The organism is Enterococcus sp. AZ104, from assembly GCF_050546705.1.
GTDB lineage: Bacteria > Bacillota > Bacilli > Lactobacillales > Enterococcaceae > Enterococcus > Enterococcus faecalis.
The window spans coordinates 402,718-421,141 of sequence record NZ_CP172952.1; the positions used below are offsets into that span (position 1 = coordinate 402,718).

An 18,424-nucleotide genomic window follows, 5' to 3' on the forward strand; every position below is an offset into this window, starting at 1 on the left:
GACGGATACAAATGATTAAGGTACAATAAGGGTAGGGAAAACAAGGAGGAATTCTTATGAAAAAGATAGGGCTTATTTCTAGTGCTTTTCTTTTAACCCTTGCTTTAGCAGCATGCGGCGGCGGAAAAAGTACAGAAAATACGGATAGTCGTTCCAGTGCTGCGGAAAGTACCACAGTCGAGAGTACAAAAGCATCTGCTACAAAAGAATCAAGTAGCAAAGCAGCAACAAAATCTAGTGATGCGAAACCGTCAGGAACAACAACAGCTGATTCGAAAGCAACAGCTTCTTCTACGAAGGAAGCGGCAAATAATGGCTCAGCAGAGAAGCAATCACCAGCGAAAAATGCGAATCCAGATGACCAAGCCAACCAAGTGCTTAACCAGCTAGCAAACATGTTTCCTGGTCAAGGCTTACCGCAGGCAATTTTAACGAGTCAAACGAATAACTTTTTAACTGCAGCGACAACATCACAAGCGGATCAAAACAATTTCCGTGTTTTATATTATGCAGAAAAAGAAGCGATTCCAGTGAATGATGCACGTGTTAATCAGTTAACGCCAATTAGTTCTTTTGAGAAAAAAACATATGGCTCTGATGCCGAAGCAAAAAATGCAGTGAACCAAATCATTGACAATGGCGGTCAACCAGTAGATTTAGGTTACAATATTACTGGGTATAAACAAGGGGCGGCAGGTTCTAGTTACTTATCTTGGCAAGAAGGCAATTGGAGTTTAGTCGTACGGGCCTCAAATATCAATGGTGAATCGCCTGATGATTTAGCGAAAAATGTTGTCAACATTTTGGAACAAGAAACATTGCCAGCACCGAATACCGTTGGTCAAATCACACTGAACGTGGCAGGAACCACTGACTATAATCGCAACTCAGTAGTTTGGCAAGCCGGTACAGTCGTTTACTCTGTCCATCATTTTGACCCAATTCAAGCAGTGAAGATGGCAACATCGATTTAAATAATCAAAAGAAAGCGTGCAACAATGCCCATTGTCGCACGCTTTCTTTTATTATTTTTGTTCTGTATAACCTTGTGACTCCACCAATTCTTGGCTTTTCTTCATGCTGATTCCCTTAGAAGAATCTCCATCAATCTGGATACCATCCACTTTTTTTGCTTTATCATAATCAAGTTTTTCATAATTAATCGTCAATTTTTCGATGGCTTGTTTGTCCTCATAGGTCAGTTTGTAATCAAGCCCTTTGATGTCCTCATATTGTTTAGAAACGGGTTCCAACGCTGTTTTTGCCTCTTCTTTTGTAATCCCCAATTTGTCATAAGAAACAATGTTTTTAGCCGTTTGCGTTAAGACTTTATCTCCTTGGTACGTATAGGTTAAGGTGGAATCAATCCCATCTTGTGGCGAACCTACAAAGGTTTTTGTCTCTATTTTTGAACCGCAACTTGCAAGAAAAAATACCCCAATAAAAATTAAAAATACGCGTAAAAACTTTTTCATTTCTAGATAACCTCCTTTAGCTGTTTATTCTTGACTGTAACATAACATGACAAATAATTACTGTTAAGTAGAAAGCTTGTGAGAAGTCCAGCAAATAAAAAACTTGCCTCTTCTCATAAAAATGAAGAGGCAAGTTTTTTATTTAGTAATATCACTTAAATCTGGTTGTGAGTGAGCCAACCGACTGGCAGCCGCAGCCGCAATTGCGCCCACGATATCATCCAAGAATGTGTGAACATGTTCGCCATCATGCGCATTTAACTCTTTTAAAATGCCGGGTTTTACCTTGTCGATATACCCATAGTTCGTAAAACCGATAGATCCATAAACATTTACAATGGAGAGCGCCATAATTTCATCAATGCCATAAAGCCCTTCATCTTCCGTTAAAATTTCTTGTAACGGTGAGAGTAGCTTGTTTTCTTCTGCCAGAATATCCAGTTGGACACCTGTAATAATCGCGTTGTGTACTTCACGCTTTGTTAACACGGCATCAACACTTTCTAAACAAGTATCTAATGTTAAATTATCAATATAATCTTTTTGTAAAAATAACACAAGTTCAGCTAAATCATTCATTGTTACGCCACGTTCTTGCAATAAACGACGTGCGCTATTTTCTAACGTATCTCCTTGGATTACCATTTTTTGTCCTCCTAATTTCTGCTTTAGTTGAAGTTCTTCTTTCATGGTACCAAAAAGAACGATAAAGGGGAATTAGAATCTATTTTGGTAGAGAATAATTTAGTTGAAGTGTTATTTTTAGTTAAAAATTACTAAGCGTTCGGTTGTAACGATGCCATCGCTTGTTTTAATTGTGTCACTGATTTTTGGAAGAGTTCTTTTTCAGCGGCATTCAGATTCAATTCAATAATGTCAGTCACACCTTGATTGCCAACGACTGCAGGAATCCCTGTAAATACATCTTGTTGCCCATATTGCCCATCTAAGTAAGCTGAGACAGGTAAAATAGCTTGTTCATTATTTAAAATGGCTTTAACAATGCGTGCAGTACTCATACCAATCCCATAATAGGTCGCTTGTTTGCGATCGATAATTTCATAAGCTGTATTTTTCACTTTATCAGAAATGATTGGTAAATCGTCACTAGTTAAGCGCTCTGTCGCATCCACAATTTCTAAAATAGGTTTGGTACCAATCATGGTATGAGACCAGACAGCCACTTCAGAATCCCCGTGTTCGCCAATAATATAGCCGTGAACATTGCGTGGATCAATCGCTAAACGTTGAGACAGTTCTTTGCGGAAACGAGTTGTGTCCAAAGTTGTACCAGTTCCAATTACTCTTGAAACAGGTAAACCAGAAGCTTGCCAAGCCACATAAGTCAGTACATCGACAGGATTTGAGGCAATCACTAAAATTCCATCAAAACCAGATTTCATGATATTGTTAACAATTGTTTTCATAATTTCTGCATTGATTGAAACCAAATCTAGACGACTTTGCCCAGGTTTTTGATTAGCGCCAGCTGTAATCACGACGATATCGGCATCTTGGCAGTCTTGATAGTCGCCAGCCCAGACGTTTACATTTTCTTGACCCCAAGACACACCATCTAATAAGTCAATTGCTTCGCCTTCAGATTTGGCTTTGTCAATATCAACTAAGATTAATTCATTCGCAATCCCTTGGTTGATCATGGAATAGGCAATACTTGTGCCAACAAAACCAGTACCAATAATTGCGACTTTTTTGTTAAATACTTTCATCGTTCATCTCTTCTTTCTGTAATATTTCTTTCTTAGTGAATTATATCACGAACTTTTTAGGTGTGGTTATACCAATCTGTAATAGTCTTTATTAACAATTTAAATAAGGGAAGCGTGCTTTTTTTGTTATGATAAGAGTAGGAAAATAGAGGAGATAAGGAGGCAAAATGACAACGACAACAGTGTATTATGCAAGCAATAATGAAAAACAGCCGAACTGTTTTCAACTAGTTATCGGTAGTTGTAGCTATGAACTTCCAAAAATAGAAATCTACGAAATCCTGGAATGTGTCGCTTCAGCATATGGCTATCAAAAAGAACCATTCATTGAAGAACAAACAGAATGTTTTGTTAAAGGCAACCGTTGTATACATGTTTCCCAACAAGCGATGACGTTGACTTTTGTTGTGAATGATCTGCGTTTAGTAATGGAAAAACAATGCCGAAATCACGAAGAAGTCTTTCAAGAAGTCAATCATATTTTATTGAATATTTTTGAGGAGACCCCTTGTGTTTTTCTCGAAAAGTAGGAAAGAAGGATTAAGATGAAACAGGTGAAAATAACAACTACCTCAGACTTGATTAATGGCGGCTGCAATGCCTGTCCGAATGTGAAGTGTACGAATTATCTTGTTCATGTAGAAGATGAAACAATTGCGTTAGAAACGCTAACCGTTGCAGATTTAGTAACTTTATTAGCACTCAAAGAAGGGTTTCGTCAAAAATTAGTTATGGAAATGTTCGAAGAATATACGGTGTTTGAAAGGGAAACTCATCAAGTTGTATTCAAGGAAGAGGAAACGAGAATTCTTTTTCAATCAAAAAAACAGACCATTCAAAGCACTCTTTTGTGTAAAGAGCCACAACAAGTGTTCCAAGAAACCCAGCAAATTTTACACCAACTATTTGAGTTAGAACCTTTTGAATTTGAATTGGTAGAGGAAACTGATGAATAAAAAACAGGAAAACGATTTAGCGAAAGCTAAGTCGTTCTCCTGTTTTTTAGGTTTGTCGTTCACGAATTTTTTCAACGATTCGGTTATAAACTTCAGAGAAGGAAGTATTGGCATGGTGATCGGTCTGGACAATGAAAATTTTTCGAGAAGCAAAGGACTGATCAATTGGTTGCCAAGGGATCTCATCGGAAATAGATAATCGAGAAACAATTGATTGCCCAATGTTATTTTTTAGCAATTGTAACAGGACTTCGTTGTTGTTTAATTCGATAATTGGTAAGTTGATGCTGTGTTCGTTGAGATAAAGCTCATTGAAAAAACGTAAGCCAGAGTTCTTTTCTCTTAAGAGCCAAAATTTTGAAGCGGCATCTCCTGCTAGAACTAGTTGATCTTCATAAACAATTTCTTTGTGTAGATTTTTGGTTTCAATGGGTTTTTCAATTAGTCCAATGTGGGCATGATTATTTTGAACCATATCCACGACTTCGTTTGAATTCATCAGTTGAATCGAAAAGTTGATGAGTGGAAAAGCGGTAACCAAACTCTCCATAATATCTGGCAGTAAATAAATAGCAACTGTATTTGAAGAGGCTATAATGCAGTCTTCTTTAAAATTCTCTTTTTCTGCAGCTTGCGCAAAAGAAGTAGTTAAGCTTTCAATAATCGAGAGCATTTTTGGATATAAAAAATCAGCTTCTTTGGTAGGAATAACCGATTGTTTTCCATTACGATAGAACAGCTTGATCGAAAAGTGTTGCTCTAATTTCTTGATTTGCAAAGAAACAGTTGGCTGAGAAATATACAATTGTTTGGCCGCCGTACTAAAATTTTTGGTTTCATACACAGCAATAAATGTTTTGATCCATTCGAACATAAAATCGCCTCTTTCTATTTACTATCTTAATAGTTGGTATTGCAAATATTTATTTTACAAATATAAATATTTCATTTAGTATAATAACATACTTTTGATTAATATCAATAATAATAAATAAAGACGGAGTGTGACTACATAATGGTAGAAAGTGCGAAAAAATTCTTGCGGAAAGTCCCGATTCCCATTTGCGGACTAATTTTAGGGATGGTTTCTTTGGGGAATTTACTTTATTCCTTGGGATATGCAACAATTGGGACCATTTATTGTGTACTTGGCAGTCTCTTAATGATTTTAGTTATTTTAAAAATTATTTTTACAATGAAACATGCATTAAGCACCTTAGATGATCCAATTATTGCTTCGGTATCACCAACATTTACAATGGCTTTAATGGTTATCTGTGTTTTCTTAGATCGGATATTTACCAATGCTGCTTGGATTAACGTGTTGTGGATTGGCGCAGTGATTTTACATTTTATTTTAATGATTTATTTTGTAGCGGTGCATATTTTTCCAACAAAAATCGAACTGGAACATATTTATCCAAGCTGGTTTATTACGTTTGTCGGCATTGGCGTTATTCCTAATACTTCTCAATTGTTTATCAATGAGTTGGGAAAAATTGTTTTTTGGGTAGCGTTGTTCTTTTATTTACTCTTGTTACCAATTTTAATCAAGAGAATTACGAAGTCGAAAGAAATGCCTGAATCGACCATTCCTTTATTGACGATTATGACAGCGCCAGGTTCGTTATGTTTAGCTGGCTATATTTCAATGGGTGGTCATTTGTATATGCCATTAGTTGTTTTCTTGCTAATTTTATCTCAATGTATTTATGGGATTGTAGTAGTGAATCTATATAAAATTATGCAAGTGACATTCTATCCAAGTTATGCTGCCTTTACATTCCCATTAGTGATTTCTGCGACGGCATTAGTCAAAGTTAAACCTTTATTTGCAGAAAAGGTAGACCTAACGAGTTTGTTAAATATTTTGTCTACTTTTGAACTCTTATTAGCTGTGGCTATTGTAAGTTATGTGTTCATTCGATATTGCATTTTTTTATTCCAAAGAGAAAATAACACGAAAAAAGTGGAATTAAATTAAAAAAAAGAGAGGAAGCAAAGAGGTGAAGAAACTATTAATTACTGGAGGAGCTGGCTTTATTGGTTCTAATTTGGCTAATTTTTATAGTCAACAGTATCAAGTTTTTGTGATTGATGATTTGTCCATGGGGCGAGTGTCAAATTTGCAACAAACTGAGCAGTTGGTTTTTATTAAAGGAAGTGTGACGGATCAGCAATTATTGGACGAAGTACTTTCAAAGCATTCGTTTGAGTATATCTTTCATCTTGCGGCCGTGGCAAGCGTGGCAAGTTCTGTGGCACAGCCTCTAGAGACCCATGAGGTCAATTTTTTAAGTGTATTGAAAATATTGGAATCAATAAAAAAATATCAAAAAAAGCTCAAACGTTTTGTTTTTGCTTCGTCGGCAGCCGTTTACGGTGCAGAGCCAACGTTGCCTAAAAGAGAAACTTCGGTGATTTGCCCTTTGAGTCCCTATGCTATTGATAAGTTTGCTGCTGAACGTTATGTTCTCAATGAATACCATTTACACGGGGTACCCACGAGCGCAGTTCGCTTCTTTAACGTCTATGGTCCCAATCAAAATCCTGCTTCACCCTATTCTGGTGTCCTGTCCATTTTGATGGATCGTTATATCCAGTTAGAACAAGGGCAAGCGAGCCAATTTCAAATATTTGGAGATGGTCAGCAAACACGTGACTTTATCTACATTGAGGATGTCCTAACTGCATTAAATTTAGTAGCAACCAAAAATGAAGCGTTGGGACATGTTTATAATGTGGGTACCGAAGTTGCCATTTCCCTTAATCAATTAATTGAAGAAATGAATCAATTAGTGGGACTTTCTTTGCCAGTTTCTTATCAAAAGGAACGAGATGGCGATATAAAATATTCTCTTTCAGATAGTTCTGCTTTGAAAGGCTTAGGTTTTTCGCCCGTTTATTCAATTCAAGAAGGACTTCAAAAATATCTTAAGTTTACCCATAATACCCAAAATAGATAAAAAAAGACGAGACTTATTTGTTAAGTCTCGCCTTTTTTTGTGCAAATGTTTCGCCCCAATGGCAGAGTGAAGAGAGGGCATCGTAAAGAGCATATCCTTCCGGAGTGAGCGTATATTCCACACGAGGGGGCAGTTCGTTAAAGGATTCTCGATGGACTAGGCCATCTTTTTCCATTTCTCTCAAGCGATCTGTCAGGACGCGCTGAGTGATTCCGTCGAGCGCACGCATCAATTCACCGTTGCGCTTGGTTCCTTGGAATAATTCATCCATTAATGATAATTTCCATTTGCCATTAATGGTGGAAAGGGCTAAGTTGATACTGGTTTGTTTATCAGTTGTCATAGTTTCTCCTTGTGACACGTAATGGTTACTTTTTTCTTCCTAGGTGAATAAAAAGTGCGTACTTTTTTTCTCCATCATAGTGAGTAATAATAACTATGTCAAGTAAGGCAAGAGGAAGGAAGAAGAAATATGATGTATCAAGATGTTGTTCGCAGCCGCCGCTCAGTTCGGGATTTTATGCCAGATGTTGAGATTCCTAAAGAGGAATTAATGGCCATAATTGAGGAAGCGATGTTCGCGCCAAATAGTACCAATTTAAATTCATGGCGTTTTTTAATTGTCACAGAAAAAGAACAAAAAGAGGCACTTTATGAAGTTTCGATGCAACAACCAGCAGTTAAAGGGGCAGCGGCGGTGATTATTTTATTAGGTGATTTGACTGCTTATACAGTGGCCAATGCAGATGAAATCAGTGCTAAAGCTGTCGCACAAGGAACGATGACGGAAGAAATTCGTCAAGGAATTAATGAAAATGTTTCTTGGTACTATGATGTTAGCGAAGAACAAAAAAGAGAGTGGCTAATGTTAGACCAAGGCTTAGTTGCAATGCAGCTGATGCTTTCTGCAAAAGATCGAGGCTATGATACTGTGGCGATGTCTGGGTTTGAAACGGAAGCTGTTCGCAAGTTATTTAATATTGAGGATCATTTAGTGAACGGACTGATTATTCCGATTGGTAAAGCTCAAACACCCGGCTTTGAAACAGTCCGACGAGATGTTTCAGAAGTAGTAACTTGGTTAGATTAAAAAGCTAAACAGTTCTGCAATTGCTGTTTATTAGATTTTGAGCGTGGAACAAACATCCAAAGTGATTGTTGTCCCACGTTCTTTTTTTGTTGATCATCCGCTTTTGAGAATGGCCAGAGAAGACGTTTAGTGAACCAATTTTGAAAGAAAGTGATACACTAGAAGAAAAAGAAGTGGGGCGACCTTATGCGTTATGTCATAATGCAGTCACGAGATATTCGTGAAAATTTAGCAACGGAAGATTATCTATTAAACACTCTCTCTTTTGAAGAGCCCTTAGTATTGTTCTATATTCAGGAACCCTGTGTTATTTTAGGCCGAAATCAAAATGCTTATGAAGAAATTGACTTAGCTTATGCTAGAGAGAAGGGAATCGTTATTACTCGCCGTTTATCGGGCGGTGGTGCTGTTTATGATGATCTCGGGAATGTCAGCTTTAGTTTTGTTGTTCAGGAAGGACACCAAGCTTTTGGGGATTTTAAAGCGTTCACTAAACCAATTATTGAAGCATTACATAAAATGGGCGCAACGGGGGCCGAGATTAGCGGTCGCAATGATTTATTAATTGATGGGAAAAAATTTTCTGGCAATGCCATGTATACAAAAAAGGGGAAGATGTATACTCATGGTACCTTGATGTATGATGTTGATTTGGCAGAAGTTCAACGTGTTTTAACTGTTTCTAAGAAAAAAATTGAATCAAAAGGGACAAAATCTGTTCGGGGACGCGTAACCAATTTACGGCCGTACTTAGACGAAAAATATCAACAATTAACCATTGAGGAATTTCGCAATCGTTTACTGATGGAGCTCTTTGATGTCGAATCTCTAACTGAAATTGCGGAGAAAGAATATGTCCTAACCAAAGCAGATCAACAGGAAATTAGGAAATTGGTCGCTGAAGTGTATGGCAATGAAGCTTGGATTTTTGGTGAAGCGCCTAAATTTACGATCAAAAAAGAAGAAAAGTTTAAAGGCGGCATCGTGGATGCACGTTTGACTGTTGAAAAAGGTAAAATAATTGAGTTAACGATTTATGGTGATTACTTTGCCAAAAAAGAAACAGCGGAAATCGTTGCAGCTTTATTAGGTGTGGACTATCAGTATTCATCAATTTGGCAAGCATTAGCAGCGTTTAACTTTGAAGACTACTTTGTAAATATCACCAAAGAAGAATTTGTTCATTTATTGGTGGATTAATAAACGTGCTGGGACAAAAGTTAAAGAATCTTTTGTCCCAGCACGTTTATTTAATGATGGTTGGCTCTTGCTAGAAAAATTTCCCATGAACGTCCCAATTGCCAGTATCTTTGGCTTTTTTCAATGTTTGCATTCGACGGAAGCCAACAGGATGATCGGATAAGAAGTTACTCAATTTAAGCCAGATGGTATCATCATGTAAATCAATACTGTGAAAGTATTCTTCTAAATCCACACGACTGCCCATGTATTTTCCTGAAAATAAATAAATCATACTTAAAGCACCTTCTTCGGCGTAGTATAAACCTGCGCGATCAGCGGTATATTCTTGCGTTCTTGTAAAACTTTTATCTAACGCAACTGGTTTCAAAATAATGGATAACATTAGTCGCCATAAATTAGTGTGCCCACATTTATGGTGTCCTAGCTCGTGTGCCAAAATAAAGCGAATCAGCGAAAAATCGCCTGTATTGTACGCGATGTCCAACAAATCACTGTGAATGACAACATAGCGTCTGTGTAAAGAGCATTTTGCCGCAAAAGCGTTTAAGACACCATTCCCGTTGATTAAATAAAGACGTGGCATCCTTAATTTTTTAGTGCCAAAGCCCATTTCTTTTGCCAAATCAATATACAAGGAATAAATTTCTGGTAACTGATTTTCTGTAATTTCCACTCCGTTAGAAGCAGTATCCATGTACATATAACGAATGGTAAAAAAAGCAATGACTGGCGCAATTGGTGCAATTAAGACAAGTAATAACCAGTCAGGAATCGGCAAATCACTCAATATCAATAAGGCAACTAACCCCAATGCTAAAAACAATAAAACAAAACCAATGATAATCATTGGTAATTCAAAACGATAACGTAACTTAGCAACAGAAATTTCTTTCTTTTTTTCCTGCGGTTGACACATAAACATTCCTCCCCAAACATTTCCCAAACACTTTTTCAAATAAAATGACTTATCTGTTACTTCTAATATACCATTGGTTAATCGATAATGACAATGGTGGGAACTTGAATAAAGGTAATTATATCAAGTGATTAATGAAAGGGACTCGTTGTACGCGGGAAATTGGTCTATCTTGATTAAATAAAATTTTAATAATCTAACTGTTTTAGACGTAATAAAGTAGTTTCTGGAGTTAATTTTTTAATAACATACAAACGCAAAATCGCATGTTCAATTTTTTGTTCTTCTGGCGATAGCGCCGAATTTATATAGGATAACTTCTCGATTAAATAGGTTAAAAATGAGCCGGCGCCTTGGCTGCCCACTAAAAAGCCCATTTCTTCCGTTTCGGTTAATTGTTGTTTTTTTTAGTGGTAAATTTCTTGTGCAAGTGCCCCCGAGATAATGATTTCATCTGTTTGCTTGTTCAAATTTGTTAGTAAGTCGCTTTTTGTTGCTACTGTAACAGTTTCCATTGCACTCATCCTTTGCTTTTATATGATACATCTAGTATAACATGGTCTCACTTTTTTTATTTTTCCTCTTGCTCTGGTACGCGTTTCATAAGGTAAGCTAGGTGTATCAAAATATTGGAGGGCATGAAAATGAATGTTATAGTGGAGATAAGCGATAGACTTGGTATGGATTACTATTTTGTCTCGGTGACTACGACGGCCAAAAGTCTGCAGTTAGATAGTCCCAAAAAATACTATAAGATTTGGCATCAAGAAATTCCGTACCATCAGATAACGGAGTGGCACTTGACACAGCAGGAGGATATTCAGGAAATTTCTTTTGCTTGGCAGGAGACCTTTTATCGTTTTGTTGATTACGGGACAGGGATTGTGCCTTATTTAACTCAATTTTGTAAAGTAATGGGGTGAAAGTATGACAACAATTCGAGAAATTGCGCGCCTTTCAGGATCTTCAGTCACGACTGTTTCGCGTGTGATTAATCATCATCCGTATGTTTCTGAAGAAAAACGACTGAAAATCCAAGCAATTATCGATGAGTTGGGCTATAAGCCCAATATATTAGCGAGAAATCTTAGCTTTGGGAAAAGTAATACATTAGGTGTCATGGTTCCTTATACGAATCAACCTTATTTTGATGCTATTTTAAGTGGGATTATCCACCAAGCATTTCAACAAGGGATGATGGTCAGTTTATTACCAACGGATTATGATAAAGAAGTTGAAAAAAGTTACTTGGAAAAAATGGCCACGGGTGCGTTTGATGGCATGATTGTTTTGTCAAAGGCAAATCCTTTAAGTGTGTTTGCTCCGTATAAAGAGCAAGTTGTTTTTTGTGAAAAAATAGAAGACCCTAGTTATGCTAGTATCTATATCGATCGTTTAACCGTTTATCGGCGAGTTTTCCAAGCGTTGAAACAACAAGGATGTAGTGAAGTGGCAATTACGATTAACCGTGCACCAGAAAAAAGTACAAGCGCACGCTATTTAGTTGACGCATATCAGGAAATTTATGGAGTGATTCCTGAAAATCGGTTATTTAAGGACTGTTTAACCTATGAAGATGGGTGTGAAGTAGGACGACACTGCGGGCAAGATCCAACGCTCCAGGCGGTTGTGACCAACGGTGATGAAATTGCCGCAGGGATTCAAGCTGTTATTGAAAGACCACTCTTTTTAGTGGGACAGGAACAAACTTTATTAAGTGAAATTTTAAATTTTTCAACAATCTGTCATCCATTAATGGAATTAGGGGAAAAAGCCACACATTTATTTCAAGAAAAACGGCCGAAAACGATTCAATTGACCTCTACATTTATTAATCGACAACCAGATTTTTCTTTTTCTTAGAAAAAAGCTGGTTGTTTTTTCTTTGGTAGAATAAGGTTTTTCACTAAAAAATAAAAAAACTTACAAAAAGTAAGACAAAAAGCTTTACTTACTTTTAGTAAGGTAGTATAGTAAGCATGTAAACAAAATTAAATGAATTTACTGAGGAAATTCGAAAGGATGAACATATTATGTCAAAATTTACTGAAATGATGAAAAACCGTCGTTCAATCTATGCTTTAGGAGAAAACTTACCAATTTCAAAAGAAGAAGTAACTGCTTTAGTAAAAGAAGTTGTTAGAGAAAGTCCAACAGCTTTTAACTCTCAAACACAACGTGTTGTGTTCTTATTCGGCGATGCTCACAAAAAATTATGGGCAATGACTGAAGATGCCTTAAAACCATTAACTCCAGCAGAAGCATTTCCAAACACACAAGCTAAATTACAAGGTTTTGCAGCTGGTGCGGGCACAATTTTATTCTTTGAAGATACAGATATCGTGAAAAACTTACAAGATAGCTTCCCATTATATGCGGATAACTTCCCTGTTTGGTCTGAACAAGCAACTGGTTTAACACAAGCGAACGTTTGGACTGCCTTAGCGCAAGAAAATATCGGCGCAAACTTACAACACTACAACCCAGTCATTGACGAAGCGGTTGCTGCAGAATGGTCAATTCCTGCAAACTGGAATTTACGTGCACAAATGGTTATTGGTTCCATTGAAGCGCCAGCTGGCGAAAAAGAATACATGGAAGATAGTGCTCGTTTTAAAGAATTCAACTAAATCATTGCTTTAGTAAAACGAAGAGGAAAGGAGTGAAAGCAAATGGTTCAAGCATTACCAAGTAATATTGGGATTCAACAAGTCACTTTGAAAGTGGCTGATTTAGATAAAATGGTAAACTTTTATACGAAAACAATTGGCTTAAAACTTTTAAAACAAGGAGAGGGACGTGCTTGGCTAGCGCCACAAGGCACCAACGATGCAATTCTTGTCTTAAAAGAACTAACAGCTGGGGGAGAAAATCAGGGTACCACTGGCTTGTACCATATTGCTTTCCTGCTACCAACCCGCAAAGATTTAGGCAATATGTTGCTGTGGCTTTTGCAGGAAAATGTGCAAATTGGCGCAGCAGATCATGGCTATAGTGAAGCCCTTTACTTAAGTGATCCAGAAAATAATGGCATCGAAATTTATTGGGATAAACCAGAAGAAGTCTGGGATATTCGTCCAAATGGTGAAATTATCGGTGTGACAGAAGAATTAGACGGTGATAGTTTAGCTGCAGAAGCTGACGGTCACTGGCTAGGAATTTCCGAAGGTTCTAAAATTGGGCACATTCATTTGAAAGTGGCCGATTTAGATGCCACTGAAACGTTCTATAAAAACTTAGGGTTTGGCTTAAAGTCTAACTTTGGTCAACAAGCGAAGTTTTTTGCAGCGGGTCAGTACCATCATCATATTGGGACAAATACATGGAGCGGCAAACAGCTGCCAACGATTCAAGAAAATCAATTTGGCTTAGAAAATTACACCTTCCGTTTACCAACTGCGGCAGATTTAGAGATAGTCCAAGCCAATGCGGAAGAAGCAAAGTTACATTTTATTGCCAAAGATCATTTACTTGCGTTAGAAGATCCTAGCGGCATGATTATTCAATTTACCTATTAAAACCACTCTCAAACTAGCCCTTCGTTAGAAAATGAAGGACTAGTTTTTTTTGCATTGTTTTGCATTTATTTGCAAAATGATGCAAAAGGTGCTATCTTTACTTAGAAGAGGTGAGGAAGCATGTTGATTGAAGAACGTTTAGCCAAGATTCAAAAAATAGTGAATGAACAAAAAAGTATTTCCATGGAAGCGTTAGCGGAGCAAGTCTCCGTTTCAAAAGATACTATTCGGCGAGATTTAATTCGTTTAGAAAAGGAAGGACATTTAAAGAGAACGCACGGTGGCGCTATCTCAGTGCAGTCTGAAGCAACTATTTACGATTATGCTCAACGAATAGTGAAGCATCCAGAGAAAAAACAAGCCATTGCCCAAAAAGTTTGGGCAAATATTCCCAAACAAGCGTCCATTTTTTTTGATTCATCAACCACGGTGGAAGCAGCTATTCGAGCGATGGAAAATAGTCCGATTCACGCGATAACGAACTCTCTCAGTCATGCGCTACTTCTAGCGCAAATGGATCAGACAAAAATTACAGTATTACCTGGGCAACTGCATAAACAACAACTCTTTTTGTTTGGGGCAGAAACAGTCGCTAAGGTTGGGGAATTTGCCCCCGACTATACATTATTAGGTGTGTTTGCGTTATCTGAACAAGGATTATTTATTCACACAGAAGAAGAAGGTCAAGTCAAGCGGCGAATGATTCAACAAGGCAAACAAGTCATTGCCTTAGCAGACCAAACGAAATTAAACAAAACGGGTTTATTTAAAATTTGCGAATTAACAGAAATTGATTGTTTAGTGACAGATACACGACCTGATGAAAAATTCTGTGAGCAGTTAGCGCAAGCAGGCGTAACGTTGATTGTCGCAGATGAATAATGGAGGATAATAATGAAGCGAAAAATTAATTATACACATATTGCTGAACCTACTGTTTTTGAGAATGTTTTTCCAACGTATTTGACGAATGAAACGATGATGGCGCGCAAGCAGAAAGTATTACAACGAATGGAAACAGAAAAATTCGATCAATTGGTCTTCTATGCAGACAAAGAGCATGGCAGTAATTTTGAATACTTAACTGGCTTTATTCCGAGGTTTGAAGAAGGACTCCTTGTGTTAAATAAGGATGGTATGGCGACACTTATTTTAGGCAATGAAAATTTAAAACTGTGCCAACATGCCCGCATCTCAGCCGATTTAATTCATTATCCAGCTTTTTCGCTACCTAATCAACCAATGGCTGGGGAACAAAAGTTGTCGCAGATTTTTGAAACGCTTCTCGATGAAACTGCTCAAAAAATAGGTATCGTTGGTTGGAAAATGTTTACAACACAACAGCAAGAACCTGCTACGATGTTTGATGTGCCACATTTTATTGTCGAAGCACTGAAAAAAGCGCTGCCGAAAGAAGCTCGTTTACTAAATGGGACCCACTTATTGATTGGAGCAAAGGGGGCCCGCACAACAAATAATGCCAACGAATTGGCGCACTATGAATATGGGGCGAATTTGGCTTCTCGCAGTATGTTAAAGGCTTTAAATGCAATTGAAGTAGGACAGCGTGAAACGGACATTGGGGCTTTGTTAAATGATGAAGGTCAAACGCCGACGGTAGTAACCATTGCGGCAACTGGTCAACGTTTTGAATATGCAAACATGTATCCGACTGCCAAAGAAATTCAGTTAGGTGATGCCTTATCATTAACTACAGGCTACAAAGGCGGCTTGTCTAGCCGAACAGGTTTTGTTATTGAAAACGAGCAGCAATTGCCAGAAGCGCAACGTGATTATTTAGAGCGCGTAGCAAAACCCTATTTTCAAGCTGTCGTTCACTGGCTTGAAACCATTCGAATCGGACTGTTAGGGCGAGAAATGTACCAAGCGATTGAAGAACAGTTACCAAAAGAAATCTATCACTGGCATTTGAATCCTGGGCATTTAGTTTCGGATGATGAATGGATGTCGTCGCCTATTTATCCAGATTCAGCCATTCGCTTGGAAAGTGGCATGCTCTTTCAAGTGGATATTATTCCTTCTGTACCTGGTTATACAGGGGTGAGTGCAGAAGAATGTGTGGCTTTGGCTGATGAAACATTGCAAAAAGAGATTCAGCAAACTTATCCAGACATGTGGCAACGGATTGCGACACGCAGAGCCTATTTAAAAGAGACATTGAAGATTGACTTACCAACGGAGGTTTTACCGATGTCTAATTTAGTTGGTTACTTACGGCCTTTTTATTTAGCTAAAGACAAAGCTTTGTGTGTAGAAAAACCAGCTCCTAAATGAGTAGGTCCCTTTTTTTGAGTTTCTTTTGGGTCCTATTTATAATCAATATAGCGAAGGAAGAACACCAGAAGAGAGGCGTGATGGTAAATGCACTATCCTGAACATCTGAAAAAAGCAGTTTTAGCTAAAGCGAAAGACTTACCATTAGAAGGTTTTGTGGAAGGGCAAGGCCCGCAACAGCCAAAAGTGATGCTGATTGGGGAAGCACCTGGAAAAGAAGAAATTAAAGAAAACGTACCATTTATAGGGCGTTCAGGTCAATTGTTGATGGAACAATTACAACAAGTTGGCTTAAGTCGTGAAACGGTGTATATCACCAGTGCGGTTAGGAGTCGGCCTTTTTCTGTAAAAACGAAGCAGATTGCAAAAACGGGAGAAAGAGTAACCAAGTTTCCTAATCGAACGCCAACCAAAGAAGAAATCAAAATTTTTGCGCCTTTGCTTGATTGGGAAATCGCTGTTTGCCAACCTGAACTAATTTTGACACTGGGGAATATTGGGTTGCAACGACTTTTAGGACCAAAGCCAACAATCACTGCAGTGCACGGAACGGTCATTCAGTCGCCCATTCAAACATTTGATGAGCAATCACAAAACTATCATTGGACGCAGAAAACCTATCAAATCATTCCACTCTTCCATCCAGCAGCTGTCTTTTATAATTATCGTTTAAAAGAAGTCGTCAAAGAAGATTGGCAAGTGGTTCAAAAACAACTGCAACTGCTTAAGAAAGTTTAAAATGAGAAAAATAGAAGGATGGTTGTTTTTTCGAAGAGAGAATGCTACCCTAGAAGTATCAATAAATAGACAGATTATTTAATCGCTGGGTTGAATAATTGAAGGATTCTGATTTTTGCGTAAGCCTTGAAGCAAAAAGAATGAGTCCTTTTTTTGTTAGAAGGAGATTTGGGTATGGAGCAAACACAGCAAAACCATTTTACTGCGTTGTTTTATAAAAATGTTCTGTTAGGAATTTTAAGTATGGCGGCGCAATCAATTTTTATTTTGGCGGACACATTTTTCATTGCAAATGGGATCGGCACCGAGGCGTTGGCGGGGCTTAACATTGTCTTACCACTCGTTAATATTATTAATGGATTAGGTTGGATGTTTGGGGTTGGCGGCGCTACGTTGTTTTCGACCACGGTTGCGCAAAAAGAAATCAAAAAAGCCAATCAGTATTTTAGTTTAACGATTGGGTTAGTTTTCGTTATAGGGAGTCTCTTTACTTTAGTGAGCTTGATTTTTTCCGATCAAATTATTCGGGGACTTCAGGGGACCGGTGTCTTGTTTGGTTTGGCAAAGGAATATTATATGATTTACCTTAGCTGTTCATTATTATTTATTTTAAACAATTGCCTGATTACTTTTTTAAGAAATGACCATAATCCTCGTTTGGCAACGATTGCTTTTGTCAGTGGGGGAATTGTCAATATTATTTTGGATTATGTCTTTATTTATCAATTTGGGTGGGGCATGGCAGGCGCGGCCATTGCAACGGTGATGTCACCGTTAACAAGCTTAATCCTGATTACGTTGCATAAGTGGTCGCCGCAACGAGTTTTACGTTTTGAAAAGTTTAAAGTGAAATTCCATGATGTTCGAGAAATTATGTCGATTGGTTTTTCTTCCTTTTTAAATGAATTTTCTTCGGCCTTTGTCATGTTTTTATTTAATATTGTTTTGTTAAACTTAGTTGGTCATGTGGCGATTTCAGCTTATGCGATTGTTGCCAACCTCAATATTATTGTGATTGCCATTTTTACAGGGATTGGGCAAGGGGCGCAACCATTACTCAGCCGATACTATGGTTTAGGGGAAACGAAGGTGTTGCGTAAATTTGTTAAACTTAGCTTTATTACGTACTTGTTCGCCGGCTTCCTGTTCTTTTTAATCAGTCAAGTGTTTACGGGACAAATTATTGAGGTCTTTAATAGCGAAGGGAACGACCAGTTGGCGCAAATTGCTAGGACAGCCATCCGCTTATATGCGATTTCCTTCTTGTTTACAGGATTGAATTTTATGGGGATTTATTACTTTTCGGCAGTTCGTAAACCGAAAATGGCGCTAATGATTTCCTCTTTGCGTGGGTTCTTTTTAATTGTGCCAGTTTTATTTATTTTGGTGAAATTACTAGGATTAACCGGTGTTTGGTTAGCCATGCCCGTAGTTGAATTTGTTACGTTTGGACTAATGCTTGTGGGCTACCTTGCGTATCGAAACTATTTGAAAAAAAGAGAAGCAGTAACCTGATGTTGGTTACTGCTTCTTTTTT

The 18,424-nt window shown here is 37.7% G+C and carries 21 protein-coding genes and 1 pseudogene; 15 read left to right on the forward strand and 7 right to left on the reverse strand.

The genetic code is table 11. The features are described 5' to 3' along the window. Window positions 1–56 precede the first annotated feature (56 nt). Window positions 57–974 (forward strand): hypothetical protein, encoded by a 918-nt coding sequence (locus IGJ37_RS02025; protein ID WP_002380063.1) that lies wholly within the window; start codon window positions 57–59, stop codon window positions 972–974. Between the two features lie 51 nt (window positions 975–1,025). On the opposite strand, the gene IGJ37_RS02030 is transcribed toward IGJ37_RS02025, so the two are convergent. The 3 genes from IGJ37_RS02030 to IGJ37_RS02040 all read right to left on the reverse strand — a co-directional run bounded on the left by IGJ37_RS02030 (window position 1,026) and on the right by IGJ37_RS02040 (window position 3,205). After that, window positions 1,026–1,475 carry a YehR family lipoprotein gene (locus IGJ37_RS02030; RefSeq protein ID WP_002355456.1) on the reverse strand — a complete coding sequence of 150 codons (450 nt, stop codon included), beginning with the start codon at window positions 1,473–1,475 and terminating at the stop codon, window positions 1,026–1,028. Between the two features lie 138 nt (window positions 1,476–1,613). Then, complete coding sequence (locus IGJ37_RS02035; RefSeq protein ID WP_002355457.1) at window positions 1,614–2,120, reverse strand: phosphatidylglycerophosphatase A family protein; 507 nt, start codon at window positions 2,118–2,120, stop codon at window positions 1,614–1,616. Between the two features lie 131 nt (window positions 2,121–2,251). After that, window positions 2,252–3,205, reverse strand: coding sequence for an L-lactate dehydrogenase (locus IGJ37_RS02040; RefSeq protein ID WP_325814941.1), 954 nt, complete (start codon window positions 3,203–3,205; stop codon window positions 2,252–2,254). Window positions 3,206–3,372: 167 nt separating this feature from the next. Here IGJ37_RS02040 and IGJ37_RS02045 point away from each other — a divergent pair, with 167 nt between their 5' ends. Continuing rightward, window positions 3,373–3,735, forward strand: coding sequence for a DUF4809 family protein (locus IGJ37_RS02045; RefSeq protein ID WP_002370888.1), 363 nt, complete (start codon window positions 3,373–3,375; stop codon window positions 3,733–3,735). Window positions 3,736–3,750: 15 nt separating this feature from the next. Next, on the forward strand, window positions 3,751–4,161 hold the full coding sequence (locus IGJ37_RS02050; RefSeq protein ID WP_002358638.1) for a DUF4809 family protein: 411 nt from the start codon (window positions 3,751–3,753) through the stop codon (window positions 4,159–4,161). Window positions 4,162–4,207: 46 nt separating this feature from the next. On the opposite strand, the gene IGJ37_RS02055 is transcribed toward IGJ37_RS02050, so the two are convergent. Next, entirely contained in the window at window positions 4,208–5,035 is an 828-nt protein-coding gene (locus IGJ37_RS02055; RefSeq protein WP_002371452.1) for a LysR family transcriptional regulator, read from the reverse strand. A gap of 141 nt (window positions 5,036–5,176) precedes the next feature. On the opposite strand from IGJ37_RS02055, the gene IGJ37_RS02060 reads away from it, so the two are divergent. Both IGJ37_RS02060 and IGJ37_RS02065 read left to right on the forward strand, forming a co-directional pair. Then, window positions 5,177–6,145, forward strand: coding sequence for a TDT family transporter (locus IGJ37_RS02060; protein WP_002396998.1), 969 nt, complete (start codon window positions 5,177–5,179; stop codon window positions 6,143–6,145). 22 nt (window positions 6,146–6,167) lie between these two features. Further along, window positions 6,168–7,127 carry a GDP-mannose 4,6-dehydratase gene (locus IGJ37_RS02065; RefSeq protein ID WP_325814942.1) on the forward strand — a complete coding sequence of 320 codons (960 nt, stop codon included), beginning with the start codon at window positions 6,168–6,170 and terminating at the stop codon, window positions 7,125–7,127. Window positions 7,128–7,140: 13 nt separating this feature from the next. On the opposite strand, the gene IGJ37_RS02070 is transcribed toward IGJ37_RS02065, so the two are convergent. Next, the gene (locus IGJ37_RS02070) at window positions 7,141–7,488 is read right to left on the reverse strand and encodes a winged helix-turn-helix transcriptional regulator (protein WP_002355464.1); all 348 of its coding nucleotides are present in this window, start codon (window positions 7,486–7,488) and stop codon (window positions 7,141–7,143) included. A gap of 111 nt (window positions 7,489–7,599) precedes the next feature. On the opposite strand from IGJ37_RS02070, the gene IGJ37_RS02075 reads away from it, so the two are divergent. Together IGJ37_RS02075 and IGJ37_RS02080 are read left to right on the forward strand one after the other, a co-directional pair. After that, window positions 7,600–8,217 carry a nitroreductase family protein gene (locus tag IGJ37_RS02075; protein WP_002355466.1) on the forward strand — a complete coding sequence of 206 codons (618 nt, stop codon included), beginning with the start codon at window positions 7,600–7,602 and terminating at the stop codon, window positions 8,215–8,217. A 186-nt stretch (window positions 8,218–8,403) separates the two neighbouring features. Then, on the forward strand, window positions 8,404–9,417 hold the full coding sequence (locus tag IGJ37_RS02080; protein ID WP_002389569.1) for a lipoate--protein ligase: 1,014 nt from the start codon (window positions 8,404–8,406) through the stop codon (window positions 9,415–9,417). A 70-nt stretch (window positions 9,418–9,487) separates the two neighbouring features. On the opposite strand, the gene IGJ37_RS02085 is transcribed toward IGJ37_RS02080, so the two are convergent. Beyond that, window positions 9,488–10,342 carry a M48 family metallopeptidase gene (locus tag IGJ37_RS02085; RefSeq protein WP_325814943.1) on the reverse strand — a complete coding sequence of 285 codons (855 nt, stop codon included), beginning with the start codon at window positions 10,340–10,342 and terminating at the stop codon, window positions 9,488–9,490. 182 nt (window positions 10,343–10,524) lie between these two features. Further along, window positions 10,525–10,860 (reverse strand): annotated as a pseudogene (locus tag IGJ37_RS02090) (hypothetical protein). 114 nt (window positions 10,861–10,974) lie between these two features. On the opposite strand from IGJ37_RS02090, the gene IGJ37_RS02095 reads away from it, so the two are divergent. From IGJ37_RS02095 to IGJ37_RS02130, 8 genes are all read left to right on the forward strand, one after another. After that, window positions 10,975–11,259: a hypothetical protein gene (locus tag IGJ37_RS02095; RefSeq protein WP_025190328.1), complete on the forward strand. Its 285-nt coding sequence runs from the start codon at window positions 10,975–10,977 to the stop codon at window positions 11,257–11,259. Between the two features lie 4 nt (window positions 11,260–11,263). Further along, entirely contained in the window at window positions 11,264–12,199 is a 936-nt protein-coding gene (locus tag IGJ37_RS02100) for a LacI family DNA-binding transcriptional regulator (protein WP_002355472.1), read from the forward strand. 170 nt (window positions 12,200–12,369) lie between these two features. Beyond that, window positions 12,370–12,966, forward strand: a complete 597-nt coding sequence (locus tag IGJ37_RS02105; RefSeq protein WP_002355475.1) for a nitroreductase family protein — start codon at window positions 12,370–12,372, stop codon at window positions 12,964–12,966. Window positions 12,967–13,008: 42 nt separating this feature from the next. After that, window positions 13,009–13,854: a VOC family protein gene (locus tag IGJ37_RS02110; RefSeq protein WP_325814944.1), complete on the forward strand. Its 846-nt coding sequence runs from the start codon at window positions 13,009–13,011 to the stop codon at window positions 13,852–13,854. 120 nt (window positions 13,855–13,974) lie between these two features. Beyond that, entirely contained in the window at window positions 13,975–14,736 is a 762-nt protein-coding gene (locus tag IGJ37_RS02115) for a DeoR/GlpR family DNA-binding transcription regulator (RefSeq protein WP_002371456.1), read from the forward strand. A 12-nt stretch (window positions 14,737–14,748) separates the two neighbouring features. Next, the gene (locus IGJ37_RS02120) at window positions 14,749–16,149 is read left to right on the forward strand and encodes a M24 family metallopeptidase (RefSeq protein ID WP_325814945.1); all 1,401 of its coding nucleotides are present in this window, start codon (window positions 14,749–14,751) and stop codon (window positions 16,147–16,149) included. Between the two features lie 87 nt (window positions 16,150–16,236). Further along, window positions 16,237–16,887, forward strand: a complete 651-nt coding sequence (locus IGJ37_RS02125) for a uracil-DNA glycosylase (RefSeq protein WP_002355481.1) — start codon at window positions 16,237–16,239, stop codon at window positions 16,885–16,887. Between the two features lie 174 nt (window positions 16,888–17,061). Continuing rightward, entirely contained in the window at window positions 17,062–18,402 is a 1,341-nt protein-coding gene (locus IGJ37_RS02130; RefSeq protein WP_325814946.1) for an MATE family efflux transporter, read from the forward strand. Window positions 18,403–18,424: the final 22 nt, after the last annotated feature.

Coding starts and splice junctions, on each gene's coding strand:
- IGJ37_RS02075 (WP_002355466.1), top strand. CDS start 7,600: ATGATGTATCAAGATGTTGTTCGCAGCCGCCGCTCAGTTCGGGATTTT.
- IGJ37_RS02110 (WP_325814944.1), top strand. CDS start 13,009: ATGGTTCAAGCATTACCAAGTAATATTGGGATTCAACAAGTCACTTTG.
- IGJ37_RS02120 (WP_325814945.1), top strand. CDS start 14,749: ATGAAGCGAAAAATTAATTATACACATATTGCTGAACCTACTGTTTTT.
- IGJ37_RS02115 (WP_002371456.1), top strand. CDS start 13,975: ATGTTGATTGAAGAACGTTTAGCCAAGATTCAAAAAATAGTGAATGAA.
- IGJ37_RS02050 (WP_002358638.1), top strand. CDS start 3,751: ATGAAACAGGTGAAAATAACAACTACCTCAGACTTGATTAATGGCGGC.
- IGJ37_RS02055 (WP_002371452.1), bottom strand. CDS start 5,035: ATGTTCGAATGGATCAAAACATTTATTGCTGTGTATGAAACCAAAAAT.
- IGJ37_RS02125 (WP_002355481.1), top strand. CDS start 16,237: ATGCACTATCCTGAACATCTGAAAAAAGCAGTTTTAGCTAAAGCGAAA.
- IGJ37_RS02130 (WP_325814946.1), top strand. CDS start 17,062: ATGGAGCAAACACAGCAAAACCATTTTACTGCGTTGTTTTATAAAAAT.
- IGJ37_RS02040 (WP_325814941.1), bottom strand. CDS start 3,205: ATGAAAGTATTTAACAAAAAAGTCGCAATTATTGGTACTGGTTTTGTT.
- IGJ37_RS02100 (WP_002355472.1), top strand. CDS start 11,264: ATGACAACAATTCGAGAAATTGCGCGCCTTTCAGGATCTTCAGTCACG.
- IGJ37_RS02025 (WP_002380063.1), top strand. CDS start 57: ATGAAAAAGATAGGGCTTATTTCTAGTGCTTTTCTTTTAACCCTTGCT.
- IGJ37_RS02095 (WP_025190328.1), top strand. CDS start 10,975: ATGAAAATGAATGTTATAGTGGAGATAAGCGATAGACTTGGTATGGAT.
- IGJ37_RS02080 (WP_002389569.1), top strand. CDS start 8,404: ATGCGTTATGTCATAATGCAGTCACGAGATATTCGTGAAAATTTAGCA.
- IGJ37_RS02035 (WP_002355457.1), bottom strand. CDS start 2,120: ATGGTAATCCAAGGAGATACGTTAGAAAATAGCGCACGTCGTTTATTG.
- IGJ37_RS02030 (WP_002355456.1), bottom strand. CDS start 1,475: ATGAAAAAGTTTTTACGCGTATTTTTAATTTTTATTGGGGTATTTTTT.
- IGJ37_RS02060 (WP_002396998.1), top strand. CDS start 5,177: ATGGTAGAAAGTGCGAAAAAATTCTTGCGGAAAGTCCCGATTCCCATT.
- IGJ37_RS02105 (WP_002355475.1), top strand. CDS start 12,370: ATGTCAAAATTTACTGAAATGATGAAAAACCGTCGTTCAATCTATGCT.
- IGJ37_RS02085 (WP_325814943.1), bottom strand. CDS start 10,342: ATGTTTATGTGTCAACCGCAGGAAAAAAAGAAAGAAATTTCTGTTGCT.
- IGJ37_RS02045 (WP_002370888.1), top strand. CDS start 3,373: ATGACAACGACAACAGTGTATTATGCAAGCAATAATGAAAAACAGCCG.